The sequence below is a fragment of the Mycetocola sp. Y719 genome, assembly GCF_056713205.1.
Window position 1 is genome coordinate 18,347 of sequence record NZ_JBWYGY010000004.1, and the last position, 25,484, is coordinate 43,830.

The 25,484-nt window shown below is 67.2% G+C and carries 27 protein-coding genes and 3 tRNA genes; 9 read left to right on the forward strand and 21 right to left on the reverse strand.

All coding sequences use genetic code 11. From position 1 onward, the window contains the following. Positions 1-55: 55 nt before the first annotated feature. From panC to tilS, 17 genes are all read right to left on the reverse strand, one after another. Positions 56-916: a pantoate--beta-alanine ligase gene (panC, locus tag AC1M0F_RS14535; protein ID WP_480238978.1), complete on the reverse strand. Its 861-nt coding sequence runs from the start codon at positions 914-916 to the stop codon at positions 56-58. After that, complete coding sequence (locus AC1M0F_RS14540; protein ID WP_480238979.1) at positions 913-1,668, reverse strand: Rossmann-like and DUF2520 domain-containing protein; 756 nt, start codon at positions 1,666-1,668, stop codon at positions 913-915. Before AC1M0F_RS14540 ends, panC begins: the two co-directional genes overlap by 4 nt. Then, the gene (locus tag AC1M0F_RS14545; protein WP_480238980.1) at positions 1,665-3,386 is read right to left on the reverse strand and encodes a PH domain-containing protein; all 1,722 of its coding nucleotides are present in this window, start codon (positions 3,384-3,386) and stop codon (positions 1,665-1,667) included. Before AC1M0F_RS14545 ends, AC1M0F_RS14540 begins: the two co-directional genes overlap by 4 nt. Next, a complete protein-coding gene (locus tag AC1M0F_RS14550) occupies positions 3,383-4,000 on the reverse strand; it encodes a PH domain-containing protein (RefSeq protein ID WP_480238981.1) in 618 nt (205 codons plus the stop codon). The genes AC1M0F_RS14545 and AC1M0F_RS14550 overlap by 4 nt, the downstream gene beginning before the upstream one ends. Next, complete coding sequence (locus AC1M0F_RS14555; RefSeq protein ID WP_480238982.1) at positions 3,963-4,436, reverse strand: DUF3180 domain-containing protein; 474 nt, start codon at positions 4,434-4,436, stop codon at positions 3,963-3,965. The genes AC1M0F_RS14550 and AC1M0F_RS14555 overlap by 38 nt, the downstream gene beginning before the upstream one ends. Then, entirely contained in the window at positions 4,433-4,969 is a 537-nt protein-coding gene (gene folK / locus AC1M0F_RS14560; protein WP_480238983.1) for a 2-amino-4-hydroxy-6-hydroxymethyldihydropteridine diphosphokinase, read from the reverse strand. Before folK ends, AC1M0F_RS14555 begins: the two co-directional genes overlap by 4 nt. After that, positions 4,966-5,361 (reverse strand): dihydroneopterin aldolase, encoded by a 396-nt coding sequence (gene folB / locus AC1M0F_RS14565; RefSeq protein WP_480238984.1) that lies wholly within the window; start codon positions 5,359-5,361, stop codon positions 4,966-4,968. The genes folK and folB overlap by 4 nt, the downstream gene beginning before the upstream one ends. A 44-nt stretch (positions 5,362-5,405) precedes the next feature. After that, positions 5,406-6,008 (reverse strand): energy-coupling factor transporter transmembrane component T family protein, encoded by a 603-nt coding sequence (locus AC1M0F_RS14570; protein WP_480238985.1) that lies wholly within the window; start codon positions 6,006-6,008, stop codon positions 5,406-5,408. Continuing rightward, the gene (locus AC1M0F_RS14575; RefSeq protein WP_480238986.1) at positions 6,008-6,691 is read right to left on the reverse strand and encodes an energy-coupling factor ABC transporter ATP-binding protein; all 684 of its coding nucleotides are present in this window, start codon (positions 6,689-6,691) and stop codon (positions 6,008-6,010) included. The genes AC1M0F_RS14570 and AC1M0F_RS14575 overlap by 1 nt, the downstream gene beginning before the upstream one ends. Further along, positions 6,691-7,848, reverse strand: coding sequence for a thiolase family protein (locus AC1M0F_RS14580; RefSeq protein WP_480238987.1), 1,158 nt, complete (start codon positions 7,846-7,848; stop codon positions 6,691-6,693). The genes AC1M0F_RS14575 and AC1M0F_RS14580 overlap by 1 nt, the downstream gene beginning before the upstream one ends. After that, a complete protein-coding gene (locus AC1M0F_RS14585) occupies positions 7,841-9,088 on the reverse strand; it encodes a class I adenylate-forming enzyme family protein (protein WP_480238988.1) in 1,248 nt (415 codons plus the stop codon). The genes AC1M0F_RS14580 and AC1M0F_RS14585 overlap by 8 nt, the downstream gene beginning before the upstream one ends. Further along, a complete protein-coding gene (locus AC1M0F_RS14590) occupies positions 9,085-9,687 on the reverse strand; it encodes a biotin transporter BioY (RefSeq protein WP_480238989.1) in 603 nt (200 codons plus the stop codon). The genes AC1M0F_RS14585 and AC1M0F_RS14590 overlap by 4 nt, the downstream gene beginning before the upstream one ends. Before the next feature lie 101 nt (positions 9,688-9,788). After that, positions 9,789-10,601, reverse strand: a complete 813-nt coding sequence (gene folP / locus AC1M0F_RS14595) for a dihydropteroate synthase (RefSeq protein WP_480238990.1) — start codon at positions 10,599-10,601, stop codon at positions 9,789-9,791. Further along, positions 10,594-11,175, reverse strand: a complete 582-nt coding sequence (gene folE / locus AC1M0F_RS14600; RefSeq protein ID WP_480238991.1) for a GTP cyclohydrolase I — start codon at positions 11,173-11,175, stop codon at positions 10,594-10,596. The genes folP and folE overlap by 8 nt, the downstream gene beginning before the upstream one ends. A gap of 26 nt (positions 11,176-11,201) precedes the next feature. Beyond that, positions 11,202-13,202 (reverse strand): ATP-dependent zinc metalloprotease FtsH, encoded by a 2,001-nt coding sequence (gene ftsH / locus AC1M0F_RS14605; protein ID WP_480238992.1) that lies wholly within the window; start codon positions 13,200-13,202, stop codon positions 11,202-11,204. Positions 13,203-13,332: 130 nt separating this feature from the next. Further along, entirely contained in the window at positions 13,333-13,884 is a 552-nt protein-coding gene (hpt, locus tag AC1M0F_RS14610) for a hypoxanthine phosphoribosyltransferase (protein ID WP_480238993.1), read from the reverse strand. A gap of 9 nt (positions 13,885-13,893) precedes the next feature. Then, on the reverse strand, positions 13,894-14,898 hold the full coding sequence (tilS, locus tag AC1M0F_RS14615; protein ID WP_480238994.1) for a tRNA lysidine(34) synthetase TilS: 1,005 nt from the start codon (positions 14,896-14,898) through the stop codon (positions 13,894-13,896). A 44-nt stretch (positions 14,899-14,942) separates the two neighbouring features. Here tilS and AC1M0F_RS14620 point away from each other — a divergent pair, with 44 nt between their 5' ends. The 6 genes from AC1M0F_RS14620 to AC1M0F_RS14645 all read left to right on the forward strand — a co-directional run bounded on the left by AC1M0F_RS14620 (position 14,943) and on the right by AC1M0F_RS14645 (position 18,399). Continuing rightward, a complete protein-coding gene (locus AC1M0F_RS14620; RefSeq protein ID WP_480238995.1) occupies positions 14,943-15,437 on the forward strand; it encodes an inorganic diphosphatase in 495 nt (164 codons plus the stop codon). Positions 15,438-15,599: 162 nt separating this feature from the next. Further along, positions 15,600-15,672, forward strand: a tRNA-Glu gene (locus tag AC1M0F_RS14625). Between the two features lie 36 nt (positions 15,673-15,708). Further along, positions 15,709-15,782, forward strand: a tRNA-Asp gene (locus AC1M0F_RS14630). Positions 15,783-15,843: 61 nt separating this feature from the next. Then, a tRNA-Phe gene (locus AC1M0F_RS14635) sits at positions 15,844-15,916 on the forward strand. Between the two features lie 183 nt (positions 15,917-16,099). Beyond that, positions 16,100-17,011, forward strand: coding sequence for a hypothetical protein (locus AC1M0F_RS14640; RefSeq protein ID WP_480238996.1), 912 nt, complete (start codon positions 16,100-16,102; stop codon positions 17,009-17,011). A gap of 41 nt (positions 17,012-17,052) precedes the next feature. Then, complete coding sequence (locus tag AC1M0F_RS14645; protein ID WP_480238997.1) at positions 17,053-18,399, forward strand: phenylacetate--CoA ligase family protein; 1,347 nt, start codon at positions 17,053-17,055, stop codon at positions 18,397-18,399. Positions 18,400-18,472: 73 nt separating this feature from the next. Here the strand turns inward: AC1M0F_RS14645 and AC1M0F_RS14650 are convergent, their stop codons facing one another. Together AC1M0F_RS14650 and AC1M0F_RS14655 are read right to left on the reverse strand one after the other, a co-directional pair. Further along, a complete protein-coding gene (locus AC1M0F_RS14650) occupies positions 18,473-19,372 on the reverse strand; it encodes a hypothetical protein (RefSeq protein WP_480238998.1) in 900 nt (299 codons plus the stop codon). Positions 19,373-19,401: 29 nt separating this feature from the next. Next, positions 19,402-20,523, reverse strand: coding sequence for a Gfo/Idh/MocA family protein (locus AC1M0F_RS14655; protein ID WP_480238999.1), 1,122 nt, complete (start codon positions 20,521-20,523; stop codon positions 19,402-19,404). A gap of 184 nt (positions 20,524-20,707) precedes the next feature. Between AC1M0F_RS14655 and AC1M0F_RS14660 the strand changes: the two genes are divergently transcribed. Genes AC1M0F_RS14660 through AC1M0F_RS14670 form a run of 3 tightly spaced genes read left to right on the forward strand, consistent with a single transcriptional unit; the run spans position 20,708 to position 22,638 of the window. Beyond that, complete coding sequence (locus AC1M0F_RS14660; protein ID WP_480239000.1) at positions 20,708-21,622, forward strand: glycosyltransferase family 2 protein; 915 nt, start codon at positions 20,708-20,710, stop codon at positions 21,620-21,622. 3 nt (positions 21,623-21,625) lie between these two features. Beyond that, positions 21,626-22,075 carry a UDP-N-acetylglucosamine--LPS N-acetylglucosamine transferase gene (locus tag AC1M0F_RS14665; protein WP_480239001.1) on the forward strand — a complete coding sequence of 150 codons (450 nt, stop codon included), beginning with the start codon at positions 21,626-21,628 and terminating at the stop codon, positions 22,073-22,075. Further along, positions 22,072-22,638 carry a glycosyltransferase gene (locus tag AC1M0F_RS14670; protein WP_480239002.1) on the forward strand — a complete coding sequence of 189 codons (567 nt, stop codon included), beginning with the start codon at positions 22,072-22,074 and terminating at the stop codon, positions 22,636-22,638. The genes AC1M0F_RS14665 and AC1M0F_RS14670 overlap by 4 nt, the downstream gene beginning before the upstream one ends. A gap of 15 nt (positions 22,639-22,653) precedes the next feature. On the opposite strand, the gene AC1M0F_RS14675 is transcribed toward AC1M0F_RS14670, so the two are convergent. Together AC1M0F_RS14675 and AC1M0F_RS14680 are read right to left on the reverse strand one after the other, a co-directional pair. Continuing rightward, positions 22,654-24,162 carry an MATE family efflux transporter gene (locus AC1M0F_RS14675; RefSeq protein ID WP_480239003.1) on the reverse strand — a complete coding sequence of 503 codons (1,509 nt, stop codon included), beginning with the start codon at positions 24,160-24,162 and terminating at the stop codon, positions 22,654-22,656. Further along, positions 24,152-25,483 (reverse strand): O-antigen ligase family protein, encoded by a 1,332-nt coding sequence (locus tag AC1M0F_RS14680; RefSeq protein WP_480239004.1) that lies wholly within the window; start codon positions 25,481-25,483, stop codon positions 24,152-24,154. Before AC1M0F_RS14680 ends, AC1M0F_RS14675 begins: the two co-directional genes overlap by 11 nt. Between the last annotated feature and the right edge of the window lies 1 nt (position 25,484).

Here is a 25,484-nt window from a genome sequence, read left to right on the forward strand (position 1 = left end):
CGTCTCCTTGTGGGTCATCCCAGTTTACGATGCCGCCGGGGCGGCGGTTCCCGCGTCAGTTGACGAAGAGGGTGCGGTTGTCGATGAGACGCGTGGTGCCGACGCGAGCCGCGACGAGCGCGACGGCCGTGCCGTGGTGGTTGCCGTCGACGGGGAGGAAGGTGGCGGGGTCGACGACGGCAAGGTAGTCGAGCTCGACCCGGGGCTCGCCGACGATCACCGACTGCGCGGCGGCCAGGACGGCGTCGATGCCTCGGTCGCCAGACGACGCGGCCGCCTCGAGTGCCGTCGAAAGCACGCGTGCCGAACGCCGTTCGGCGTCATCGAGGTAGACGTTGCGGCTCGAGAGCGCGAGTCCGTCATCCGCCCTCACCGTTTCGACGCCCTGGACGTCGACCGGGAAGCTGAGGTCCCTGGCCATCCGCTTCACGAGGAACAGCTGCTGGCCGTCCTTCTCGCCGAAGACGGCGGCATCCGGCTCGATGATGTGGAAGAGCTTGGCGACGACGGTGAGCACACCGTCGAAGTGGCCGGGGCGGGTGCGCCCCTCGTAGCGGGTGCCGATGTCGCCGGCGCTGACGCGGACTGCGGCGTCGCCGTCCGGGTACATCTCGGCAGCGGTCGGCGCGAAGACGAGGGTGACGCCACGTTCCGCGAGTTTCTGAACATCGCTCTCGAGGGTTCGCGGATAGCTGGAAAGGTCTTCTTTCGGGCCGAACTGCAGCGGGTTGACGAAGATCGAGACGACAACGATCTCGCCGAGCTCCGCGGCCCTGTCGACGAGGGCGATGTGGCCGTCGTGCAACGCACCCATCGTCGGGACGAGGACGACCCTGGGGTCTGCGATTCCCGCTTCGATCGCCGCCCGGCGGGCTTCGGCGATGCGCGAGCGGATGTCAGCGATACTGTTCGTCACCCACCGATGGTACCGGGCGGCGGAGCGCCTTCGTCATCGAGGCCGAATGCGCCGGTGTCGAAGGGAGCCCTGCCCGCCTCCTGCAGGGCGTTGTCCACCGATGAGCGGACGAGCGACGACAGGAAGCCGCCGGGATGCTCCACGCCGATTCCACCGAGGATGCCGGTGGCCTGCGCAACGATCGATCGCGAGAACGTGGTGGCGATGTCGATGGCTTCCGCGTACGCGGCGCGATCGGATTCGGCGATGATGACGGGTTCCCCGCCCATCTCTACGACGAGCGCCTGGCCGATCGGCTGGACGGGAGCAGGCGCCGTGACGGCGAACCAGCTCTCGGCGAGACGGGCGATGTCGATGCTCGTCCCCGTGAAGTCCATTGCCGGGTGGATCGCCAGCGGGATGGCGCCGAGCGCCTGGGCCGGCGCGAGGACGGACGTGCCGACACCTGCTGCCGTGTGGACGACGAGCTGGCCGGCCTGCCACGTCGAGGTGGCGGCGAGACCGGCGACGAGCGATTCCAGTTCGCTGTCCGGGACGGCGATGAGAACGAGTTCGCTGCGCTCGACGATGCTCGGGATGTCGAGCACAGGAACGGCGGGGAGCATCGCCTCCGCACGGTCGCGGCTCTCATCGGAGACCGCGCTGATCCCCGTGATGGCGTGGCCTGCACCGGCGAGCGCTGCGCCGAGCACCGGGCCCACCTTTCCGGCGCCGATGATGCCGATGCCGAGTCGTCCGGCCCGCGCACTCACCGGTGGTCCCCACTCTGGATCGGCCCGGGCTGGGGTTCTGTGGGCGCGACGTGCTCGTGCGCCGTCGGAGCCGCCACCGGCTGAACCTGCGCGAGGTCGTCCTGCCGGGACTCGGCCCAGCGGTGGCTGTGGTCGGAGCGCGAGGCCCTGACGATCCCGGCGGAGACCTCGTCGAACAACCGGGTGGCCTCTGCCGTTCCGATGATGGGCAGCGTCGCCGTGATCGGTCCGACGACGGTGTGGGCGCGTGCCGACGCGAGGCGGAGCATCCGCTCAACGGGTCCCTGCGAGATGGCGAAACTCACCAGCCGTGCGAGCGGGAGGAGATCGACCCTGCGCCAGACGACGCCGCGGCGGAACATCAGGAGCCCGTCGTGCATGGTGTAGCCGGTGCGGCGCCAGGCGAACGGACCGAGCCAGGCAGCGCGACGCGGGGCGAGGACGAATCCGGAGTGGCCGGGGTCCCTGATCGCACGGTCGAGTTCGGCGTGCAGGTCGACAGGGGTGACGCCGCTGAGCAGAAGGTCGACGACACGGGAGACGTCGACCAGCGTGCCGACCGGCAGCACGGTGGTGTTTCCCTTGCCGCCGGCGGCGGCCTCCGCGCTCAGCCCTGCCTTGTTGATCTTGACCTGCCACCAGCCGAACGGCCGCCAGAGCACCGACTGCGAGACTTCGATGGCGTGCACGCGCCCGGGGGGAAGCGTGTCATTGCTCGTGGAGAACAGCCCGAACCCGATCCGCACGCCCGAGGGGGTACCGGCGATGGAGTACCGGAGCGACTTGGTGATCGTCGACCAGAAATAACTGAAGATACCGATGACGCTCGGGATGAACCAGAACAGTGCCCACAACTGGCCGTTGACGACCGAGACGATCATCACGACAGCGAGGACGAGGATGACGAGAGTCACCCAGCTCAGGATGGTCGAGCCGATCAGCCGGCCGACCGGGATCCGCACGATCGACTCGGGCGGGGCGACGGACGGGTCGAGCTCGGGCGCGAGGAACTCGTTCACGCGCTCGTTCACGATGCGCGACAGGGCCGCATCCGTTCCGGAGACGACGCCCTCTGGGCCCACCGTCGGGGCGGGAGCGAGGCCCTGTTCGGCCAGCCGGACCCCTGACGCGAGGGTGAGGACGTCACGGCGGAGGTCGTCAGCGTCACGGGAGAAGAGGTACTCGAGCTTCACACTGGCATCCTGGCCGGCGACGCTGACTTCCATCTTGGCCGCCCCGAACATCCGCGGCAGGAACGGCCGGGAGATCCCGACGCCCTGGATCCTGTCGAGTTTCGCCTTGCGGTGGGTGCGGAAGAGGATGCCGCTGCGCACCTCGACCGCTTCCTCCGTCACGCGGAAGGTGTGCATGCGCCAGGACAGGAAGAACGCAGCGAGCACCACGACGAGGACGACGAGGACGGCGAGGAGTGCGAGTCCGACGTACCCGTGCTCCCAGACATAGGTGAGGGGGTCGTAATCTTCGGGGTCATACTCTCCCGCGCCGGGCAGGAACAGCTCGACGAGGCGTTCCCTGAGGTTCGCGATGACGAAACCGACGATGGCGAGCACGGCGATGCCTCCGCGAAGGAGCGGCGTCGCCGGGTGGAGGCGGTGCCATTCGCCGTCGGTGAGGCTCCGCCGCCCGGACGACGGGTTCGCCGTCGGAGCAGCGATATCGTTCAGTGGCGAGCGACCGGCATCCGGTTCTCCGGTCATAGGCCGGTCCGCCTGCTCTCGGCGACGGTGACGAGGTGGTCGCGCAGCTGCTCCGCCTCATCCTCGGGGAGACCGGGCAGCACGATGGCGCTCGCGGCTGACGCCGTGACGAATTTGAGTTCGGCGAGCCCGAAAGCACGGGCAACAGGGCCGCGGTTGATGTCGATGAGCTGCATCCTGCCGTACGGGACGGCCACGATCCTGGTCCACATGATTCCGCGCCGGAACAGCAGGTCGTCCTGGCGGAGCTGGTAACCGATCGAACGGATGCGACGCGGGGTGAACACGGCACCGATGAGGATTGCGACGAGAAGCCCTGCCATCGCCCACAACGGCCAGGTCTGCTCGAACACGACGGCCATGACGATGGCTGCACCGACGACGACGAGGGCGAAGATCCCTGCCCCGATGAGGTCGACGACGATGTACTTCGGCGAGACCCGGTGCCAGTCGGTGTCTGTCAGCTCGAGTCGCCGCGGGGAGCCGGCACGGGAGGCAGCCTCCTGGCGCTCGACGGGGGGCTCTGCCGCCGTTCCGGGAACGGCCGTCTCCGGAGCGGCGCCCGGAACAGGCGGCTCAGGAATCGTGGGGTACTCCGGGTGCGTCGTCATCATCGTCCTTCGGCAGAGTGCAGAGGTGTTCGGCAAGCAGTCCTGCGGCCGTGAGCACCGCCGCGCCAACGCAGGAGGCGATCGCGAGCCACATCGAGCCTATCGCGGGCAGCACGGGGCGGGTCGTGAAGTAGATGACCGCGCCGAGGCCGGCCCCTGTGAGGAGAGCCCCGACATGACTCGAGGCCTTTGCGAGGACGACGATCCGCATCGCTTGGAACGGATCGATCGGCTTCGCGCGTTTGCCCGTCACCGTGCGCCGGATCGGGATCGCGAAACCGAGCACGATCGCTGCGGCGGCGAGAAGGGTGAGCGGGAACGTGAGGGGAGGGATCAGAAGCGGCCGGCCGAGTGACTCCGCGCCGTATTCGAGCAGGAATCCCGCGACGAACCCGAGAGCGGCCAGCCCGATCAGCGGCGTCGCATGCGTTCGCTTCACGCGTCTGCTCCCGGCTGCGCTTCCAGGGCCGCGAGCAGGGCGTCGACCCGGCCGGAGCCCGGCAGGACGGCGTCAGGATCGAGTTCGAGCCAGGGCGAGAGGACGAAGGTTCGCTGGGCGGCGCGCGGGTGAGGGAGGATGAGGTCCTGGTCGTCGAGGACGAGATCCCCGTACGCGACGATGTCGATGTCGAGTGTCCGGTCGCCCCAGCGCTCGAGTCTCACCCTGCCGAGCTCGGTTTCGACGGCGTGAATCGTGCGGAGCAGGTCATGCGGAGCCAGAATGGTGCTGACGAGTGCGACGCCGTTGAGGTAGCGCGGTGCCGCCTCGTCTTCTCCGCCCGGTTTCACGGCGACGGACTCCACGAGGGTCGACATCGCAGAGATGCGGATACCGTGAGCGGCGAGGGCGTCGAGTCCTGCCCTGATCGTCGCTTCACGGTCGCCCAGGTTGCTGCCAAAGGCGAGCACGGCCTTACTGCCCGTCAGCGGACGGACCGGCGGGTGGATGTGCGGCTTCGGGATCGGGGTCATGACCGCGTCGACCGCTGCACGCTCGTCGCTGCGTACCGAAGGATGCTCACGGCCACGTCGTCGAACGGAACGGAGATCGGGGCATCCGGCTTGTGAACCGTGACGCGTACGCTGATGGCGGCCGGGTAGGCGAGCACGAGGTCGGCCACCCGCTCGGCGACCGTCTCGATGAGGTCGACCGGGTCGGCAGCGACGGCGGCAGCGACCTTCTCGGCCAGCTCCCCGTAGTGAATGGTCGCGGCGACGTCGTCACTGGTCGAAGCCGGCTGGAGGTCGATCCCCACGACGAGGTCGACCACGAAGTCCTGACCGTTCTCGCGCTCGAAGTCGTACACACCGTGGTGTGCCCGAACGCGGAGTCCGCTGAGGGTGATCGTGTCGCCGGTAGTCACGGTTCCACTCTACGGTGCACGGCTGTCGGCCGCGCCGGGAGTGGTCAGTCGGCGCCGCGCGCGACGAGGGCGTCTGCGAGGTCGTCCGAATGACGCAGGGAGAGCACGAGCAGAGGAACGACGAACGCGCGGACGCTGACCCTGCCGCCTCTCGCGCGCTGCGCGTCGCCGAGCTGGCGCGCGAATCCGGCGATGACGGGCACCGTCCGGATGGCCAGCGCGAGAACGAGACTGATCCGTGCCGGATCGACGCCGAACCGGCGCAGGGGCGAAAGCCCGCGTTCGAACGCGTCGAGGATGGCCGACGTGCGCGTGGTGAGCGTGATGAGCCCGGCCAGCACGATGACGAGCACCATCCGTGTGACGTTCGCGATCGCGACATCGAGCGGCAGGAACAGGACGCCGGTGATGGTGACGAAGAGGATCAGCCAGCGGATCATCACGACCTGGCGTCCGAGCTCGACGAGGCCGAGCCCGGCGATCAGGTACAGGGCGACGACGAGAAGCGTCAGTGTGCCGAGAAGCCAGACGGTGGGCGGCGGCACGGACACGGCGAGCGCGAGCACGAACAACGCGGACAGTTTCGTCCCTGCCGACAGCCGGTGGATCACACTGGTCCCCGGCCGGTAGAGTCCCAGGGCCTGCATCACGCGAACTCGCGTTCGTAGCGGCCGACGACGTCGACGGGGTCTCCCTGTTCGACGAGCCTTCCCTCGTCGAACCGCAGGACGATGTCACATCGTTCAGCGAGCCGGAGATTGTGAGTGACCAGCACGACCTGTTGACCCAGCCCGGCGATCAGATCGGCGATCCGCCTGGTGTTCGCGGCGTCGAGCAGGGTGGTGGGCTCGTCGGCGACGAGCAGTTCGGGCTCGGTGACCAGGACCGAGCAGAGGGCGAGAAGCTGCTTCTGTCCGCCTGACAGGCTGTGTGCGGCGGCGTCGGCGTGGTCGCCGAGCCCGTAGGCGGCGAGGACGGATGCCACACGTGCAGCGATCTCGTCCTTCGATAATCCCCTGCCGCGGAGCGAGAATGCGACATCCTCCGCGACGGTCGGCATGACGATCTGGGCGTCCGGGTTCGTGAAGACGAAGCCCACGCTGCGCCGGAGTTGTTTGCCCTGACGAACGGGGTCGAGCCCGTGCACGCTCAGCGTTCCCGAGGTCGGCGTCTCGAGGCCGTTGAGGAGCCGGGCGAACGTCGACTTGCCTGAACCGTTCGCCCCGATCACGGCGATGCGATGCTCGTCGAGCCTGACTGTCACGTCGTCGAGCGCGAGCCGGTCGCCGAAATCGACGGTGACGCCGGACAGCGCGATCTCCCTGGTCATCAGCGCACCACCCTGAACAGGGCGGCGACGCCCATGCCCCCGCCGATGGCCGCGGTCGCGAGGCCGAGGGTTCCCGCAGGAGCACCGGAGCGGACGAGTCGCGAGAAGAGCCTGACGACGCTGACAGCACCGCTGGCGGCCCAGGGATGCCCGAGGGCGAGCGCGCCGCCATCGGAGCACACCCGGTCGTCGACATGGTCGGCCGATGCGAGTCCGATCGTGTCGAGCACGGCGAGTGCCTGGGCGGCGAACGCCTCGACGAGTTCGAACGCGGCGACGTCGTCGAGGCTGACGCCGGTTCGTCCAAGCAGCGATTCGATGGCGAACACCGGCCCGAGGCCAGGGGTGGCTGGGTCGCACCCGACGACGGCGCTTCCGACGAGCGCGAGCCCCGGTGCGGAACCGCGATCGGTGTCAGGCACGAGCGCAACCGTTGCGGCTCCGTCGCTCACACGGCATGCATTGCCGGCGGTGACGGTGCCCTCGCCTGGACGGTTCTCCGCGAAGGCCGGAGTGAACCGCCCGAGCACGGCGCGGTTGAGCGCCCGGGGTCCGTCGTCCATGACGATCTCGCCGATCCCCACGAGTTCGTCGTCGAACCGACCGGCGTCGCGGGCCGCGAGCGCGAGCTGGTGGCTGCGGAGCGCGAAGGAGTCCTGCCGCTCTCGGGAGATTCCCCGAGCGGAGGCGAGAGCTTCGGCTGCAGGTCCCATCTCGGGGTCGGCGAATCCTCCTGGGGCGAATGCGGCCCTGGCGTATGCCCCTGTCGCGGCGACCCGGGTCGGCGCGGTCGACGCGCTTTCCGCTCCCCCGGCCAGCCGCATCCGGTGGTCCCCCGCGAGAATCTGCTCTCCGGCGACGATTATCGCTGCGAGCCCAGACCCGCACTGACGGTCGACCGTCAGGCCCGGCACCCTCACGTCGAGCCCCGCTGCGAGCGATGCCACTCGAGCCGTGTTGCCACCGGGTCCCATGCAATTGCCGATGACGACGTCCCCGATCGGCAGGTCAGCACCCAGGAGCAGGAGGGCGTCGTCGACGGTCGCGCGGATGCTCGCTGCGGCGAGATCGTCGACGGAGTGGGCGGAGAGGCGCTGGCCCACCGTGGCGATCGGGGTCCGCCTGGCCGCGATGACGGTGACGACGGCGTTACTCAAGTCTCGGCGTCCGTCCGGCGGCGGCATCCTGCGCAATGCTCGCGCGCGCGGGTTTCCCTGTCGATGTGAGCGGGAGTTCGATGCTGAGGTACCAGCGCCTCGGCACCTGCGCGATCCCGAGCCGGGCACGACAGGCGGCGCGGAGGGAGGCGGCCGTCGGCGGGTGGCGGGGGTCGTCCGGCTCGATGACGGCACAGACGAGTGCGCCGAGCCGCGGGTGCGGCGCACCGAAGACGACGGAGTTCTTCACTCCATCGAGTGTACGCAAGACGACCTCGACATCCTCAGGCACAACCGTCGCCGCCGCCGAGAGGATCGCGCCGTCGCGCCTGCCCCGAAGGGTGAGGATGCCATCGGCGGTCAGGTCGGCGAGGTCACCGACCGACGACCAGCCGTCGGCGTCCGTGCGGAACGAACCGGTCCCCCCTGACAGGTAGCCCAGTGCGGCGTACGGCGATCGGCTCCACAGTTCACCGTCGGCGACGCGCAGCTCGACACCGTCGAACGCGCGAAGCCCGTCTCCGTCGCGGTCGGCGGCCACGAAGGACAGCTCAGCCGCGCCGTAGTAGCCGACCACGCGGATTCCTGCGGCTTCGGCGCGATCGCGCAGTCCGTGCTCCAGGTGTGCCCCGCCGATCAGGGCACGGCGCAGCAGCGTCGGAGCGCCGTCGTCGATGAGGTCGAGGACGTTCTCGAGCGCGCCTGGGGTTCCGTGCAGGATGGTGGCCGCTCCGCAGTCGTCTGGCGTCACCCTCGAGGCGGCGGGGAGGAGCACTGTCGCCCCGACGTCACGCGCGTGGGCGATCGAGAACATCGAGAGCGACGACACGAGCGGGGAGGGCAGCAGCACGACATCGTCAGGGGTCAGATCCATCAGCTGCGTCACGGCGGCGAATGACGCGGACCACGACTCGGCACTCCGCAGGATGACCCTCGGCGCCCCCGTGCTGCCAGAACTGAACGTCGCCCACGCCGTTCCGTCAGGAGCGATCACGCCTGAGACGGACCCGGCGAGCTGACCCCAGTGTTGGTCACTCCAGCGCGCGTCTCCGATCGCGGGCACTCCTCCGCGTTCACGCACGGCGAGCACGGCGACCACGAGCGCCGCCGCGTCCGCCGACCGGAGCGGCACGATCCTGCGCTCCGACACCGTGGCATCCGCCCACGACGCGACGCGTCGTCTCAGCTCGACCGATGGGAGCCGGGTCGATCCGCAGATCAGGGCGAGGCCAGGGGTCATGCGGTCTTCGCGAGAACCGCTGGCGCTGGTCTGGTCGAGAAGCTGAATGCCCGCGGGTACGCGCGCCATACCGCCATGACGAGGACGGTCGACAGCACGACCTTGAGAAGGTCGCCGGGCAGAAAGAGCAGGCTGGCGATTGCGGTGCCAGCAAGCGGGACGCCGGTGACGAGCGACTGGATCGGGATGCCGAAGAGGTAGACCGTGAGGACTCCTCCGATGAACGAGCCGATGGCGACGCGCAGCCAGGTCGGTTTCGCGGCTCCTGCGTGCACGATCAGACCGGTGACCGCTGCGCCGAACACGAATCCGATGAGGTAGCCGGCCGACGGGCCGAAGAACACCCCGATGCCTCCGCGCCCGCCTGAGAGCAGGGGAAGCCCGGCCGCGACGAGGGCGAGGAGGGCGAGGACGGCTGCGGCACCCCTCCACCAGCCGAGAATCGCGCCGGCCAGCATCACGCCGAGGGTCTGCAGTGTGATGGGCACCGCGTTGCCGAACAGCGAGATCGCGCCGGGGAGTCCGAGTACGGCGATGATCGCCGTGAAGGTGGCGATGCGGGTCAGGTCCTGGAGGGAGGCTTGCTTCTCAGTAGTCACTTGTCCAGAGTGCCAGCACCTCGTGCTTACCGCGCACCGGAATGACGCAACGTGTCACGACCGCTTTTGTGGACCTCATCCAAAAACCGAGCGTGCGCGGGTCAGCGCAGCCGGCTCCAGGCCTCGAGCGCGACGGCGGTCGCGCTCACGTCGTGCACGCGGACACCCCACAGTCCGGAGTCGGCGAGAAGCGCGCTCAGCACGGCAGTCGGCAGGTCGCGATCCGCCATGGTCGCCGATTCGTCGAGCAGCGCGCCGAGGAACCGTTTCCTGGAGGCCCCGACCAGGACGGGCAGGCCGATCGACTGGAGCTCGCCGATCCGGGAGAGGATCTGCCAGTTGTGTTCGGACTGCTTGGCGAAGCCGAGCCCCGGGTCGAGCACGATGCGGTCGCGGCGGACTCCTGCCGCCTCGACCGCCTCGAGCCGGGCCACGAGTTCGGAACGGACGTCCTGCACGACGTCGCCGTACTTCGCTCTCGAGTCCATCTCGGTGCTGTGTCCCCGCCAGTGGCTGAGCAGGAACAACGCCCCTGTCCGGGCAGCGACCTCGGCCATGCGCGGGTCAGCGAGGCCGCCCGAGACATCGTTGATGATCTCGACGCCTGCCTCGACAGAGGCCAGGGCCGTGTCTGCGTTCATCGTGTCGACGGAGATGCGGATGCCGTCGGCTGCGAGCGAGCGGATCACCGGCAGGATGCGGCGCTGTTCCTCGTCGCTCCCGATCCTCTGCGCACCCGGCCGGGTGGACTCGCCACCGACGTCGACGATGTCTGCGCCGTCCGCAACGAGCCGCCTGCCATGTTCGATCGCGGCGGCATAGTCCAGGTACTGGCCTCCGTCACTGAACGAGTTCGGCGTGACGTTCAGGATGCCCATCACGAGCATCGGTCGCCCCGTGGCGGCATCAGCCATGGACCGGGGTACCCCCACGTCCGATGAGGGCGATGATCTCTGCCCGCCTGACCGGTTCGGCGAGGACGCCGCGGCTGGCCATCGTGAGGGTCGAGGATGCCGTCTGGCGCGGACCGCGGGCGGAGACGCAGCCGTGCACGGCGTCGAGGACGACGAGCACGCCGCGTGCGCCGAGGCCACGCTCGATGGCGTCGGCGATCTCCTCTGTGAGCCGCTCCTGGATCTGCGGACGCGACGCGAGGGTGTCGACAACGCGGGGCAGGCGACCGAGTCCGACGATGCGTTCGTTCGGCAAGTAGGCGATGTGGGCGTGCCCGAGGAAGGGCAGAAGGTGGTGTTCGCAGATCGATCGGAACGCGATGTCACGAACCACGACGGCTTCGCCAGGTCCGCCGTCGCCGACAGCCACGGCATCGGTCAGGTGGCTGACCGGGTCGACGCCGAGCCCGCCGAAGAACTCCTCGTAGGCTTCCGCGACCCGCTCAGGTGTCCGCTCGAGCCCCGGACGGGACGGATTCTCACCGATCGCGAGCAGCAGTTCGGTCACGGCACGTTCGATCCGCTCCCTGTCCATCCGGCCCTCCTCGATGGCCACCGAGGCTACGCCGTTGCCGGGCGCGGGTTCACCTGGGGTGCGCGAGTCGGCTTGGAGTCGCTCTCGACTCCACCGTCCGTCACCCCTGGATCAATCGGCGCCTTCGCGATGGGAACGGCGATCGGAGGCTGCTCCGAGACCGGTCGGCTCGAGCTCGACAACCACTGCGGCCTCGGCGGGAGCTTCTTGATGCCGGCGAAGATGTCGGCCAGCTGGTTGTGGTCGAGCGTCTCCTTCTCGAGGAGCTCTGCGGCGAGCTTGTCGAGGATCTCCCTGTTGTCGTTGAGCACCTGCCAGGCCTCATCGTGTGCCTGCTCGATGAGCACACGCACTTCGGCGTCAACGGTCTCAGCGATCTGCTCGGAGTAATCGCGCTGGTGGCCCATGTCTCGGCCGAGGAAGACCTCGCCGCTGGACTGGCCGAGCTTGATCGCTCCGACGTTGGCGCTCATGCCGTACTCGGTCACCATCTTGCGGGCGATTCCCGTGGCCTTCTCGATGTCGTTCGACGCACCGGTGGTCGGGTCGTGGAACACCATCTCCTCGGCGACGCGGCCGCCCATCGCGTAGGTGAGCTGATCGAGCAACTCGTTGCGCGTGACGGAGTACTTGTCTTCGAGCGGGAGCACCATCGTGTAGCCGAGGGCCCGGCCGCGCGGAAGAATGGTCACCTTCGTGACCGGGTCCGTGTTGCGCATCGCGGCAGCGGCGAGGGCGTGTCCACCCTCGTGGTACGCCGTGATGAGCTTCTCCTGGTCCCTCATCACACGACTACGGCGCTGTGGGCCTGCCATGACACGGTCCACGGCCTCGTCGAGGGCACGGTTGTCGATGATCTGCGCGTTCGAGCGAGCGGTGAGCAGCGCCGCCTCGTTGAGAACGTTGGCGAGGTCGGCGCCGGTGAATCCTGGCGTCTTCCGTGCGAGGACATCGAGATCGACCGTCTCAGCCATGGGCTTTCCCTTGGCGTGGACTTCGAGGATGCGTGTGCGGCCCTTCAGATCGGGGGCGTCGACACCGATCTGGCGGTCGAAGCGGCCCGGACGGAGCAGAGCGGGGTCGAGGATGTCTGGACGGTTCGTCGCGGCGATCATGATGACGTTCGCCTTGGGGTCGAATCCATCCATCTCGACGAGCAGCTGGTTGAGGGTCTGCTCGCGTTCGTCGTGGCCACCGCCCATACCTGCTCCACGGTGACGGCCGACGGCGTCGATCTCGTCGACGAAGATGATGGCGGGCGAGTTCTCCTTGGCCTGCTGGAACAGGTCGCGCACCCGGCTGGCGCCGACACCGACGAACATCTCGACGAAGTCCGAACCGGAGATCGAATAGAACGGGACACCGGCTTCGCCTGCGACGGCGCGGGCGAGAAGCGTCTTGCCTGTTCCTGGGGGGCCGTACAGCAGCACGCCCTTCGGGATACGGGCGCCGACGGCCTGGAAGCGTGCCGGCTCCTTGAGGAAGTCCTTGATCTCTTCGAGCTCTTCGATCGCCTCTTCGCTTCCGGCGACATCCGCGAACGTGACCTTCGGGGATTCCTTGGAGACGAGCTTGGCCTTGGACTTGCCGAACTGCATCACCTTGCTTCCGCCTCCCTGCATGCCGGAGAGCATGATCCAGAAGAACGCACCAATGAGGATGAGCGGGAGCAGCAGGCCGAGCATCGACAGCCACCAGCTCGGCTGCGGCACCTTGTCGGTGAAGCCTTTGCTCGGCGCGGCCGAGTCCACGGCCGCGACGACGTCGTCTGCCCTGGCAGTGAGGTAGTAGAACTGCACCATCGTGCCGTTGTCACCGTCGGCCTTGGCCAGGGTGAGGTCGGCGCGGTTGTCGCCTTCGGTGAGCGTCACCTCGGAAACCTTGCCGTCCTTCAGCAGTTCCAGCCCGTGGTCGGTTGAGACCTCGCGGAATCCGTTCACGTTCAGCAGGCTCGACCCCACCCAGAAAACGATGATGGCGATCAGGATGTAAGGCAGTGGGCCTTTGAAGATGCGCTTGAAATTCATAGTGCGGATGAGCGGAAGCCCAACACCTTTCTGAAGGTACGGCGAAGCGTCTGACGCCCCGTGAAGTCAAGGGTATCGCCAGAAGGCTGGGCGACGCCTCTATGTTCGCCGCAAGCCGAACGAGAGCGAATCAGGCGTAAACGTGGGGCGCCAGGACGGCGACGTCACGGAGGTTCCTGTAGCGCTCGTCGAAGTCGAGTCCGTAGCCGACGACGAAGTCGGTGGGGATGTCGAAGCCGACATACTTGCAGTCGATCACGACCTTCGCGGCCTCCGGCTTGCGAAGCAGTGCGCAGACCTCGATGGACGCCGCTCCACGGGAGGCGAAGTTGTCGAGCAGCCAGGACAGCGTCAGGCCGGAATCGATGATGTCCTCGACGATGAGCACGTGGCGGTCGGTGAGATCGGAGTCGAGGTCCTTGCGGATCTGCACGACACCTGAGGACTTCGTGCCTGCGCCGTATGACGACACGGCCATCCAGTCGATCGACACGTGCTTGGTCAGCGCGCGGGAGAGGTCTGCCATCACCATGACGGCGCCTTTCAGCACCCCGACGAGCAGGAGGTCCTTGCCCGCGTAGTCGGCATCGATGCGCGCGGCGAGCTCGGCCAACTTGTCGTGGATCTGCTCCTCGGTGACGAGGATGGTCGTGAGGTCGCTTGAGATGTCGCTCGATTCCATTTGCTCATCTTATCCGCGCGCCGTGAACACGATTCGGCCACCTTCACGGGAGACCGAGATGCCGGGGACGTCGACAGACCCCTGTCCGTGCCAGTCGGTGACGAGGGAGGCGATCGCCAGCGTGTGCACACGTGACAGGGACTGGCCGAACTCACCGGCCGCGACGATGCGGATGATGCGATTGCGGAGCGCCGCAGGGTTCGCGGCGAGCGCAGCAACCGACACGGCGATCCCCGCTTCTGCTGGCTCACAGATCTCTTCGATGAACTCGTCGATCATCGCGTCGAACGCCTCGGCGTCCTCCCTCAGCTGTTCGGCAGTGCGGGCGAGGGCGTCGGCGATCCCGGGCCCCAGTTCCCGTTCGAGCACCGGGAGCACGTTCGCCCGCACACGCACGCGAGAGAAGGAAGGGTCCGTGTTGTGCGGGTCTGTCCACACGTCGAGCCCTTCGGCGGCGCATGCGGCGTGTGTCGTGGACCTCCTGACGGTGAGCAGGGGCCGGAGGTAGCGGCCGGTGACCGGCGCCATCCCCTGGAGACTGCCTGCGCCTGCGCCACGCGCGAGTCCGAGCAGCACGGTCTCCGCCTGGTCGTCGAGCGTGTGGCCGATCGCGACGGCGGATGCACCGGTGTCGGCGAGCGCGGCTTCGAACGCCGCGTACCGCGCCGACCTCGCTGACGCTTCCGGCCCGCCGCTCCCGCGCACCTCCACCCGCGTGACCACGACCGGGTCGAGCCCGAGTGATCGCGCTGACGCCGCCGCGGACGCAGCGACCTGCGCAGACCCGCCCTGGAGACCGTGGTCGATCACGACGGCGCCGGCGCGAAGGCCGAGCCTCTGCGCCTCGAACGCGGTCGCCGCAGCGAGCGCGAGCGAATCCGGCCCACCGCTGAGCGCGACAAGGACGAGGTCCCCCTCGTCGAGCGCTGAACCGAGCGACCGACGGACGGCCAGGCGCACCTCGGCGACCGCGGGGTCGAGCGGCGGGCGGCGGGGCGAACTCTCGGTAGGCATCAAGTAACGTTATTGCAGACTTTCAGATAAGGGAGAACACACTCATGGCCGATTACGACGTCGTCGTAGAGATCCCCAAGGGCAGCCGCAACAAGTACGAGGTCGACCACGAAACCGGTCGCGTCTACCTGGACCGCGTTCTGTTCACCGCCTTCAGCTACCCGGTGGACTACGGCTACTTCGAGAACACGCTCGGACTCGACGGAGACCCCGTCGACGCCCTCGTCCTTCTCGAGTACCCCGTCTTCCCCGGCGTCGGCATCAAGGTCCGCCCCGTCGGCGTGCTCAACATGACCGATGAGGCCGGCTCTGACGCGAAGGTCGTCTGCGTCCAGTACAAGGACCCCCGCTGGTCACACATCCAGGACATCTCCGACGTCCCCGAGCAGACGCGCAAGGAGCTCGAGCACTTCTTCGCCCGCTACAAGGACCTCGAGCCCAACAAGTGGGTCACGATCGAGGGCTGGGGCGATGCCGCCGAAGCCGAAGCCATCGTCGAGGCCGGGATCGTCAAACTCCGCGAAGAAGGCGGCCACTAGGCGTCCGTCCCCCGAGACATCCGACGCCCCGCAGCCACGTCCGGCTGCGGGGTTTCGTGTCCTCGGAGGCAGGTTTTCCCGGTCGGCCGACCTCGTTTTGGCAAATCGCGAATCGACCCGTATGCTTACTTCTCGGTAGTTACGGAGCCCTCACAGGCTCGCGGCCCCATCGTTTAGTGGCCTAGGACGCCGCCCTTTCACGGCGGTAGCACGGGTTCGAATCCCGTTGGGGTCACGATAACTACTAGAGTGAGAACAAGTAAAAAAGTAAGGCCCTGTAGCGCAGTTGGTTAGCGCGCCGCCCTGTCACGGCGGAGGTCGCCGGTTCAAGTCCGGTCAGGGTCGCTGAAGTGAAGAGCCCTTCCGAAAGGAAGGGTTTTTTCCCTTCCAGCGGCTATAGCCGTTCGGCTCTGTAGCTCAGTTGGTAGAGCGCACGACTGAAAATCGTGAGGTCACGGGATCGACGCCCGTCGGAGCCACTGAAACCCCTGTCTAGCTTCTACATGATGGGGGTTTCTTCATGTCCGGAACCTGACAGATCCCGACATCCATCGGCATTTTGCACCGCAATCTGGGGGCATGGCCACCTCGAAACGTGACGTATAGTCATGTTTACCGATCGAGGGGATGCCGCTGTGAAAACCGCATGGACACTTGAGGACTTGTATCGAAGTATCGCGCGCGGCTGGCTCCTGCTGGTCGCCTTCGCGATAGCTTTCGCCGTCCTCGCGCTCGGCGCATACCAGTTGTGGCCGCAGAAGTTCGAGGCGACAGCCGTCATGACCGTTGAGCCGCTCACGGTCAGTTCCGCCAGCCAGGGATCGGGCAGCGATGTCAACATGGAGACGGAACGGGTCGTCGCGACCTCGAGTGAGGTGCTGACTCTTGCGGCGAAAGCCCTGGGCACTCAATCGATCAGCGAGCTCCGCGACGGGGTCGTCGTGTCCGTTCCCAAGGGATCGCAGGTTCTCGCATTCACGGTGACGGCCGAAGACCCCATGACGGCCGCGCAGCAGGCCAACGCGATCGCGAACGCGTACAGCGAGCGCCGTGTCGCCAACGCCGAAGCAGTTGTCGCTGACGCCATCACCTTCCTTTCCGGCAGGATCGCTGAGCTGGAGACGCAACTGGCGGCCGCTGACCCGCAGAGCGAGAACACCCAGACCCTGCAGGCGCAGATCGTCTCCCTCCAGAACAGCCAGGCGGCACTCACCTCGACGACGTTCTACTCGGGAGCGCTCATCAGTCCAGCCGTCGAACCGTCGTCGTCGACGAGGCCTTCGGTGGCCGTATTCGTCGCCGGCGGCCTGTTCATCGGACTGTTCCTCGGCTCGTTCAGCGCCCTGCTCTATGGGCGCAGACGCCTGCACCAGCGTCCGGTCATCGAGCCTGTCGCCGAGGAGGCTGAACCGCTCCCCGCCAAACGTCCGGCCAGGCCCTCCACTCCCAGGCAGAAGACGAAGAAAGACCAGGAATGGGTGCCCCCGCGCACGCTCATCCTGCCTGACGAGGGTTTCCCCTCGGACAAGGACCGTGCCGAACTGCTCCTTCCTGGCCCGGCGAACAAGCGCTGATTCTCCGCATCCCCCGCTCCTGACCGCTCCTGGAGGCCCCCGTGACCGCGCGATTCGCATCGACCGCCTTTGGAATCAAGACACGGATCGCGCAACGGGGCATCCGGGCGGTCGACCGCACGCTGCGCGCGAACGAACTCGTCGACCCCGAGGTCGCCGCAGAGCGGCAGCGTGCGACGACGATGGAGCTCGCCCGCTATGCGTTCGACACCACACCGTTCTACCGGGACCGCTACCGTGAGGCGGGCATCAACCGGCGCGACCTGTATGACCCTGAGGTCTTCGCGGACCTGCCCGTCGTGCAGAAGTCCGACCTGAGGGAGCGCAGGGACGATTTCCTCTCCGAGGGCGTCCCTGTGTCACGCCGGCTGACCAGCGCCACCGGGGGAAGCACAGGGGTCCCCGTCTCGCTCTTCCACGACAAGCTCTCCCCCGTCGCCGCCATGTGGTGGCGGGTCTACCGCTGGTGGGGGATCGAGCCCTGGGAAGACATGGCGTTCATCCATCGGGAACGGCGGACGCCGGCGACCCAGCGTCGCGAGGCGCTCGAGTGGTGGCCGAGCAGGCACGTCGTCCTGGACTCCCGCGGGATGTCACCCTCATCGATGGAGCAATTCCACGAGACGTGGACCGAGGTGGCTCCGCGCCTCCTGAACGGCTACATCGGCGGAGTCCACGAGTTCGCCTCGTACGTCTTCGAGAACGGCCTGTCGATCCACGCACCACACGCGATCGGAGTCACATCTGCACCGGTCACGCCGTCGCAGCGCGCGTTCATCGAGTCCGTGCTCGGCGCTCCGGTGTACGACCAGTACCGCACGGCGGAGGTGCCCTGGGTCGCAGCGCAGTGCGCAGACAAGTCGGCCCTGCACGTCCTCTCCGACCTGCGCATGCTCGAGATCACCGATGACGACTGGAAGCCGGTCCCCGCCGGTGTGCACGGCAACGTCGTCGTCACCGACCTCTGCAACCGGGTGTTCCCGCTCATCCGCTATGAGATCGGCGACCTCACCCACATCATCGACGAGCCATGCCCGTGCGGGAGGTCGCTGACCCGCATCGCACCCATCTCCGGGCGCATTTCGGACGTACTGCGCCTCCCCAACGGAATGAGCGTCGCCGGAGGCCTCAACGCCCTCTTCAACGCACGACCGGACGCCGTCCGCCAGTTCCAGATCCACCAGCACGCCGACTACAGCATCGCCCTCCGCTACGTGCCGAGTGACAGCCCCGGCGCCGAGGCGGCCGTCGCAGACGCCGCCGAACGGCTTGCGGTGATCGTCGAGCACGCCGTGCCCGTCGTGCTCGAGCCGGTGGAGTTCATCGCGCACGACCGCGGCAAGGCGAGAACCGTCGTCTGCGATGTCGCTTCCCCTGTCCCGTCCTGACGTCCAGCACAGACAGCGGCGCCGCCTCCGATTTCCGGAGGCGGCGCCGCTGTGTGTTGCCCTCGGGGCCGGTTCAGGCCCTGGCGAGCCTGGGGACCTGAGCGACCGAATCTTCTGCCCACAGCTCGCGGGCGATGCTCACCGTGCTGCGGATGTGCGACGCGGACGAGGCGCCGAAGACGATCGACTCGATGCCGGGCTGGCTGTGGATCCACTCCAGTGCTTCGCGGGGCGGGATCGCTCCCGAGGCGAACACCGACATGGCGATCGGCCGGAACTGCCCGCTGGACAGTGCAGAGCCGTATGCCTCGGCACCGCCGGACACACGGAAACCGATCTTGTTGATGTTCGAGCAGACGATCGGGTTCTCGACACCCGCGCGTTCGAGCATCACAAGCAGTCGGGGCAGGTTCATCGTGATGAACCCGGGTTCGGCGCCGTACCTGGCCCTGACGTGGTCGGCGAACATCCGGAACGCGTCGACGAAGCCGAGGCCGAGCAGGAGGTCGACGACCACGTTCTGCAGGAAGATCACCGGGGTCGACAGGCCGCGGAACATCTTCATCTCTGCGTCGACGAGCAGCGTGATGATGCCTTCGATGTCTTTGGTGGCGAACGACTTGCCTCCGCGCACAGCAGCGTTGAGCAGGCCCTCATCCGGCAGGAACGCTTTCAGCGCGCCGAGCATCCCGTACTCCGAGACGGCGTTCGCATATTTGTGGGCATACGGCATGCACGGATAGAACTGGTAGTCCGGGTACCGGTCCGGGTGCGCGCGTACGTGATCACAGACCTCGGCGATCCGTTCGTGCGTCGTACACATGAAGGTTCGGATGCCTTCGGCGTACGCCGCATCGATGACCTCGATGATGGCTGCCGTGTCCTGGAAGCGCACGGCCTGGGCACGCGCCTTCTCCTCCGACATGTGATTGACGCCGAAGAACTGATTGTCTCCGAGCAGTAAGCGGTCCACTGGTCCTCCTGGGTGAAATGGGCGCGACGTCAGGCGACGGATGCGCGGGTTCGTCGATGCCAGAATGGCGCCCGTGCGGGAGCGGCCGGCACTGGCGCCGCCTGCTCGCGCAACGTCGACGGTCCGACGGCGGCGTCAGCGATGAGCATCTCGATGACGCGGTCCGTGCCTGCGGCGATGGCGAAGTTGTTCTCCCGGTGGGCGCGTTCGACCAGCGGGACGTCCAGCCCGGACCGGACGAAGTAGTCCAGTTCCGCGCTGTACTCTTCGCCGCGCAGGTAGAACCACACCGGATCGGTGAGTTCGGTGGTGTACCGCACGTTCCAGCCGTGGCGGTAGCCGTCCGGCACTGCGGCCGACTCGTTGAGATAGACACGACACTCCTGCCGGTCGGCGGAGATCTTGCCCTTCTTGCCGTAGATGGTGAGCTGTGTCGTCATCTTGCGGAAGGACTCGTCCGACCAGTTCACGGACAGCTGGCCGGTCATCCCCTGGGGGAAGAACAGGGTGGTGAACACCTCGTCGTCGGTTTCGGCGGAGAAGACACTGCCGAGGACGGTCCCGCCGACGCCGGTCGGAGAGCCGAAGTACCAGTTGAGCAGGTCGAGCGGGTGGGCCGCGTAATCGTAGACGCATCCGCCGCCGCTGTCCCGCTTGCTGCGCCAGGTGCTCCCCTTCTCTTTGAGGACGACGGGTCCGTATGCCTCCGCACTGACGTGCGTGACGTCACCGATCGCCCCGAGGTCGAGGAGTCGCTTCACCTCGCGGAAAGCCCCGACGAACCGGTTGTGGTACCCGACCTGTGTGACGAGTCCCTCTGACTGCGCTCTGGCGGCGAGCTCCTCCGACTGTTGGGACGAGAGCGTCAGCGGCTTCTCGCAGAAGACGTGGATGCCCCGGTCGAGCGCCTCAGAGACGAGTGCGTAATGGGACGACGTCGGGGTGGCGATGATGACGGCATCCGCGTCGACTCGGTCGAGCATCTTGCGATAGTCGGTGAATGTCGCCACACCCGTGTACTTCGACAGCACGTCCAGGATGTAGACCATGGAGTCGCAGACCCCGACGACCTGGACGTCGGGATGCGCGTTCACCATGGCCAGATGGGACAGCCCCATCTTGCCGACACCGACGATTGCGATTCTGAGCATTGCCTACCCCCAAGACGGGTCAAGTTCTGGAAAGTGTGGATTCCTCACATTATGCTAGCCACCAAGAGACACGGACAGCATGCCCCATTCGGGGCGCACCCTTGGAGGTCGCGTGATGGACCAGCGCAACGCCGGCGGAAGGGTCCCCCCGGCGGGCTCACGCAGCCTGGCATCGGAGTCGACGATGACGGCGCCTCCGGTGACCGCGGTGGTGCCGACGCACAACCGCCCGGAGCTCATGAAACGTGCCGTGACGAGTATCGCGGAGCAGAACTACGAGGGTCCGCTCGAGATCCTGGTTGTTTTCGATGCATGCGACGTCGAACTGCCCGACATCTCCCTCCGCGATGGCCAGACCCTGCGCGGCGTGAAGAATTCGCGGGCCAGAGGGCTCGCGGGGGCGCGCAACACGGGGATCATGGAAGCAGGCACCGACTACGTCGCGTTCCTCGACGACGACGACTTTTGGCTCCAGGGCAAGTTGGCGGCACAGATGGAGGTCCTCCAACGCCAGCCCGACGCCATCCTGGTCGGGACAGCGATGGTCGTGGACGATGGCCAGCGCACCCATGAGCGGCTGATGTCTGGCGACGTCATCAGTCACAGCGACCTTGTTCAAAAGGGGCTCGCAGGCTTGCACTCGTCCAGTCTTCTCTTCCGTCGCGAGCGACTCCTCGGCGACCTCGGCCTTGTCGACGAACTGCTGCCGCGGAGCTACGGAGAGGACTACGACCTCCTCCTCCGCGCGTCCGCTCTTCATCCCGTCGCCGTCGTCAACCGGCCTCTCGTCAATGTGACGTGGCAGGGACAGTCGTACTTCTTCGGCCAATGGGCGCTGTACGCCGAGGCGCTCCAGTACCTTTTGTCGAAACATCCGGAGTTTGCATCGAACAAGAAGGCCATCGGACGCATTCAGTCGCAGGTCGCCTTTTCGCTCGCGGCCAGCGGGCAGAAGACGGAGGCCAGGTCGTGGGCACGACGGGCTCTCAAGAACGACCCCGGGCAGGTCAAGGCGGCGCTCGCGCTGGCCATCTCAACCGGGCTTGTCACGGCTCCTCAGGTGATACGCGTTGTCCGGCGCTTCGGGAAGGGGATCTGACTCGTGCGCATCCTCATCGTGTGTTCGTCGGGCGGGCACCTGACCCAGGCCTTGGCGCTTCGCTCCTGGTGGGGCAACCACGAGCGTTCATGGGTCACACTCCCGACCGAGGACGCACGGTCGAGGCTCGCAGACGAACGGATGGTCGAAGCCCACTATCCGACCGTTCGCAACGTGCCGAACCTGATCCGCAACTTCGGTCTGGCCAGGCACGTCCTCGCCGCAGAGCGACCAGACCTCGTCTTCAGCACCGGTGCGGCCATCGCGCTTCCGTTCTTTCTTCAGGCCGGACACTTCGGTGCCAGAACAGCTTTTCTCGAACCGGTGGACAGGATCGCTTCTCCGTCGCTGAGCGGCCTGCTTGTCTACCCGTTCGCAGACGAGATCCTCGTTCAATGGCCCCAGCTCACGAAAATCTATCCGGATGCGACGAGAACGGGGGTGGTCCTGTGACTCGGCAGAGCACCGTCGTCGTGAGCGCCGGCACCTACCATCTCCCCTTCCACCGACTGAGCGAATGGGTCCAGCCGTGGGCGGATGCCCATCCGGGAGTCAGGATCGTCATGCAACACGGCCCTGGCACGCCTGTCAGGGGCGCGGAGAACCACGAGATCCTCGCCTATGACCAACTCCTCGCCCTCTATTCCACCGCTGACGCCATCGTGCTCCAGGGCGGCGCAGGAGGCATCATGGACATGCGTGCGCTCGGCCGGGTGCCCATCGTCGTTCCCCGGGTGCCGAAGGACGACGAGGTCGTCGACGACCACCAGCTCCTCTTCACCGAGGAGATGGCAGAACTGGGGCTCATCCACCGTGTGACGAGTCGGGACGACCTCTGGGCGCGTCTGGACGAAGCCGTCGCCGGATCGCTGGTGACCCGTGTCGATCACGCTGAGGCGACGCCTGGGGTCGACGGCGTGAGCGACCTGCTCACCCGCCCCCCGCACAAACTGGGTGCCCGCACACGGTTCCGTCGCCAGATCGCGGCCGCCGGGCTGATCCTGCACCGCCACTGAGCCAGGTCGCCTGGGCTACGCGAAGCGTTTGAGCCCGGGCAACTCGGCCCACAACGCCCTGATGTCCAGCCTCGCCCTCAGCGCCCAGAGGATGACGCCGTAGATCACGCTCAGCCCCGTGGCCGCGACGATCAGCACGAGCAGCGAATCGCCGAACGCCAGGCGTGCAGCGAGGCCTCCGACACCGTAGACGACGGCAGCCAGCGCCATCGCGAAGGCGAGCCGACGCGGGGCCAGCCGCACACCCATCCGTCGGTGTACCTGCCAGGACGCAACGAGGGTCTCGACGATGATCCCGACCGCCCAGGTGATCGCAGCCCCGACCATACCGATGACCGGGACCAGCAGCAGGTTGAGCCCGATGTTCACGCCGAGCGCGAGGGACTTGTTGTACATCTGCCATGAGCTCCTGCCGCCCTGGAGCATGATGCTCTGCAGCATGCCGGCTGCCGACTGGACCATCATCGCAACCGCGAGGATCGAGAGCACGATCGCCCCCTCGCGGAACTCGGGCCCGAAGATCCCGAGCACGGCGGAACCGAGAGTGGCCAGCAGGAGGTAGAACGGCCAGGTGGTGAGGATCATGGCCCGCGTGACACGCGTGTGGAGGGTGCTGGCCTCCTCCAGCCGCCCTTGGGCCAGCAGTCCGGAGATCGTCGGGCTGACTGCAACCCGCATCGAGCGGTCGACGACCTGGCCGGCCTGGATGGTCCGAGTCGCAACCGCGTAGATCCCGGCCTCGGTGGGAGAGGCCAGCGCGGCGACGATCAGGACGTCGGACCACTCGAGCGCCGTCTCCAGCCCGGCGCCGACGGCGCGCGCACCGCTGAACGCCCAGAACGATCTGGCGTCATCCCGGAATCGGCTGCTCGCCTCACGGCGGGAGCGCCAGTCCCGCAGGAGCGGCCCGGCAAGGACGGCGCACGTCACGACGAGCCAGACAGGGAGGGGGATCATCCAGGCCATGACGTACTGCGACACGGTGCCGACCAGCCAGATCACGGTCGCCACAGCGACCAGTCTCGACGCAGGCAGAAGGATGCTCTGCAGCAGGGTGAACGTCTTCACACCCCGGACCATCCGCACCGCCATCTGGAGCACTCCGAGCACGGCGGCAACGACGATGAAGGGTGCCATGGTCCGCAGCAGGGAAGCCAGCGCCTCCTCCTCCCCCGGTGCGGACAACCAGGTCGCTATCGGGAGCGAATAGACGGTGAGGGCCACCCCGGCGACCGCGGAGACGACGGCGACGGGTACGACGGCGATGAGGACCGTCCTCCACGCCTCACCCCGCCGCTCGAACGCGTTCTGGCCTGCGAGGAACCGGACGATCCCCGTGCTCGTCCCCAGCCGGAGGATCTGGCTGACGATGGTGAAGATGGCGATCGCCTGGAAGAAGATACCCGTGCCATATGCCCCAGCACCGTTGCCGACGAATGCGGTGAGGACGAAAGCGGCCGCGGCGGCGAAGACCGAGCCGAAAAGGCTGATCGATCCGCTCCTGGCCAGCCGTTCAGTCGGCATGGGCCGACCCGAACGGCCTCGGATGCCTCGTCCAGTAGTCCGAGGACGGCGCGTACCGCTCCCTGAGCATCAGAGCGAGCACGATGCCGATAGCGAGCAGGTGCCGGTCGAGACCGTAGAAGATGCTCATGACCACGGCTCCGACGAGGGATCCGTGCAGCCACAGCGCTGAAACATTCGGGGCGGCCCATGTTCGAGCTACTCCGCCGAGGAGGAACCAGGCGAAGAGCGCGAGCCCGACGAAGCCGAAACAGAACATCAGGTTCCACAGGGTGCCCTGGGTCCCCACGGTGATCTCGCTCGTGAACGACGGCCGCGGAGCGCCGTAGCCGAAGAGTGGCGAGACGAGCGTCCTTTCGAAGGTCTCCGCGTAGAGATCTCCCCTGCCCTCCGTGGTGTCGACCGTGTCCTGGCGCTCGGTGATGCGGTCGAGCATCCCTGACAACAGAAGGATGACGGTGAGGGCCGCTCCGAGGAAGGTGAGCCAGAGGAACGGCACCCACTTGCCCCGGAACAGGAGGCGCACCAGCACGTAAGCCACGACCGCAGCGATTCCGATGAACAGGCCCCGGTTGCTCGTCGCGATCGCCGGCGGGATGGAGAGGGCGATGCCGATGACGAGCAGAATGGTTGCCTTCGCTGTTCGAACCGCGATGGCGTACGCGACGGCGATGGGCGTGAGAATGGTGATCGCCGCTCCCCAGCCGTTCGTGTACGCGAACGGAGCCGACGGCCGCAGGAACGGTTCGACAGCTCCCCACGGTGTCTGGATCTCGGCGAACTGGGGGAACACCAGGTCGCTGACGTACTCGTTCTGCAGGATGGACGACGGGAGGAGGAGGCCGATCGTGTTCCGCAGCTCGCCTTCGGGCCACAACAGTCCGAGGTAGCCTCCGAAGATGACGAACACCCACATCGCGGTGAGTCCGGCGAGGAGCCGGGATACCGTCAGCGTTTTCCGAGCGTTGACGACGTAGACGATGATGACCGCGACGGCGGCGAATTGAGCGAACCGGACGCCGAAGCCCAGCAGCCGGCCAGCGGAGTCCAGCATCAGCGCACACGGAAGCATCCACGCCACGAAGACCGAGAACGACAGCGAGCCTGGAACGATCTCGACCCGGCCGCGCTGGAAGAGGAAGGCGACCATCACGACGGCCATGATCGCCGTGTAGAACGGCAGCAGGCCGAAAGCCCACCAGACGCCCATCCCCCAGAGCAGGATGAGGACCGGCCAGGCGGGGAGATCAGGGAGCGGGCCGGCCAGGCGGGTGTCCGACGCGGTCGGTCGAGGACCCGTCAGCCTGGTGAGGAGGGACATG

Bases quoted from the DNA above. Each gene is read 5' to 3' on its own strand.
- AC1M0F_RS14545 (WP_480238980.1), bottom strand. From the start codon at position 3,386: ATGACCGGAGAACCGGATGCCGGTCGCTCGCCACTGAACGATATCGCT.
- AC1M0F_RS14550 (WP_480238981.1), bottom strand. From the start codon at position 4,000: ATGATGACGACGCACCCGGAGTACCCCACGATTCCTGAGCCGCCTGTT.
- folK (WP_480238983.1), bottom strand. From the start codon at position 4,969: ATGACCCCGATCCCGAAGCCGCACATCCACCCGCCGGTCCGTCCGCTG.
- AC1M0F_RS14570 (WP_480238985.1), bottom strand. From the start codon at position 6,008: ATGCAGGCCCTGGGACTCTACCGGCCGGGGACCAGTGTGATCCACCGG.
- AC1M0F_RS14575 (WP_480238986.1), bottom strand. From the start codon at position 6,691: ATGACCAGGGAGATCGCGCTGTCCGGCGTCACCGTCGATTTCGGCGAC.
- AC1M0F_RS14585 (WP_480238988.1), bottom strand. From the start codon at position 9,088: ATGACCCCTGGCCTCGCCCTGATCTGCGGATCGACCCGGCTCCCATCG.
- folP (WP_480238990.1), bottom strand. From the start codon at position 10,601: ATGGCTGATGCCGCCACGGGGCGACCGATGCTCGTGATGGGCATCCTG.
- folE (WP_480238991.1), bottom strand. From the start codon at position 11,175: ATGGACAGGGAGCGGATCGAACGTGCCGTGACCGAACTGCTGCTCGCG.
- ftsH (WP_480238992.1), bottom strand. From the start codon at position 13,202: ATGAATTTCAAGCGCATCTTCAAAGGCCCACTGCCTTACATCCTGATC.
- hpt (WP_480238993.1), bottom strand. From the start codon at position 13,884: ATGGAATCGAGCGACATCTCAAGCGACCTCACGACCATCCTCGTCACC.
- tilS (WP_480238994.1), bottom strand. From the start codon at position 14,898: ATGCCTACCGAGAGTTCGCCCCGCCGCCCGCCGCTCGACCCCGCGGTC.
- AC1M0F_RS14620 (WP_480238995.1), top strand. From the start codon at position 14,943: ATGGCCGATTACGACGTCGTCGTAGAGATCCCCAAGGGCAGCCGCAAC.
- AC1M0F_RS14655 (WP_480238999.1), bottom strand. From the start codon at position 20,523: ATGCTCAGAATCGCAATCGTCGGTGTCGGCAAGATGGGGCTGTCCCAT.
- AC1M0F_RS14660 (WP_480239000.1), top strand. From the start codon at position 20,708: ATGACGGCGCCTCCGGTGACCGCGGTGGTGCCGACGCACAACCGCCCG.
- AC1M0F_RS14675 (WP_480239003.1), bottom strand. From the start codon at position 24,162: ATGCCGACTGAACGGCTGGCCAGGAGCGGATCGATCAGCCTTTTCGGC.
- AC1M0F_RS14680 (WP_480239004.1), bottom strand. From the start codon at position 25,483: ATGTCCCTCCTCACCAGGCTGACGGGTCCTCGACCGACCGCGTCGGAC.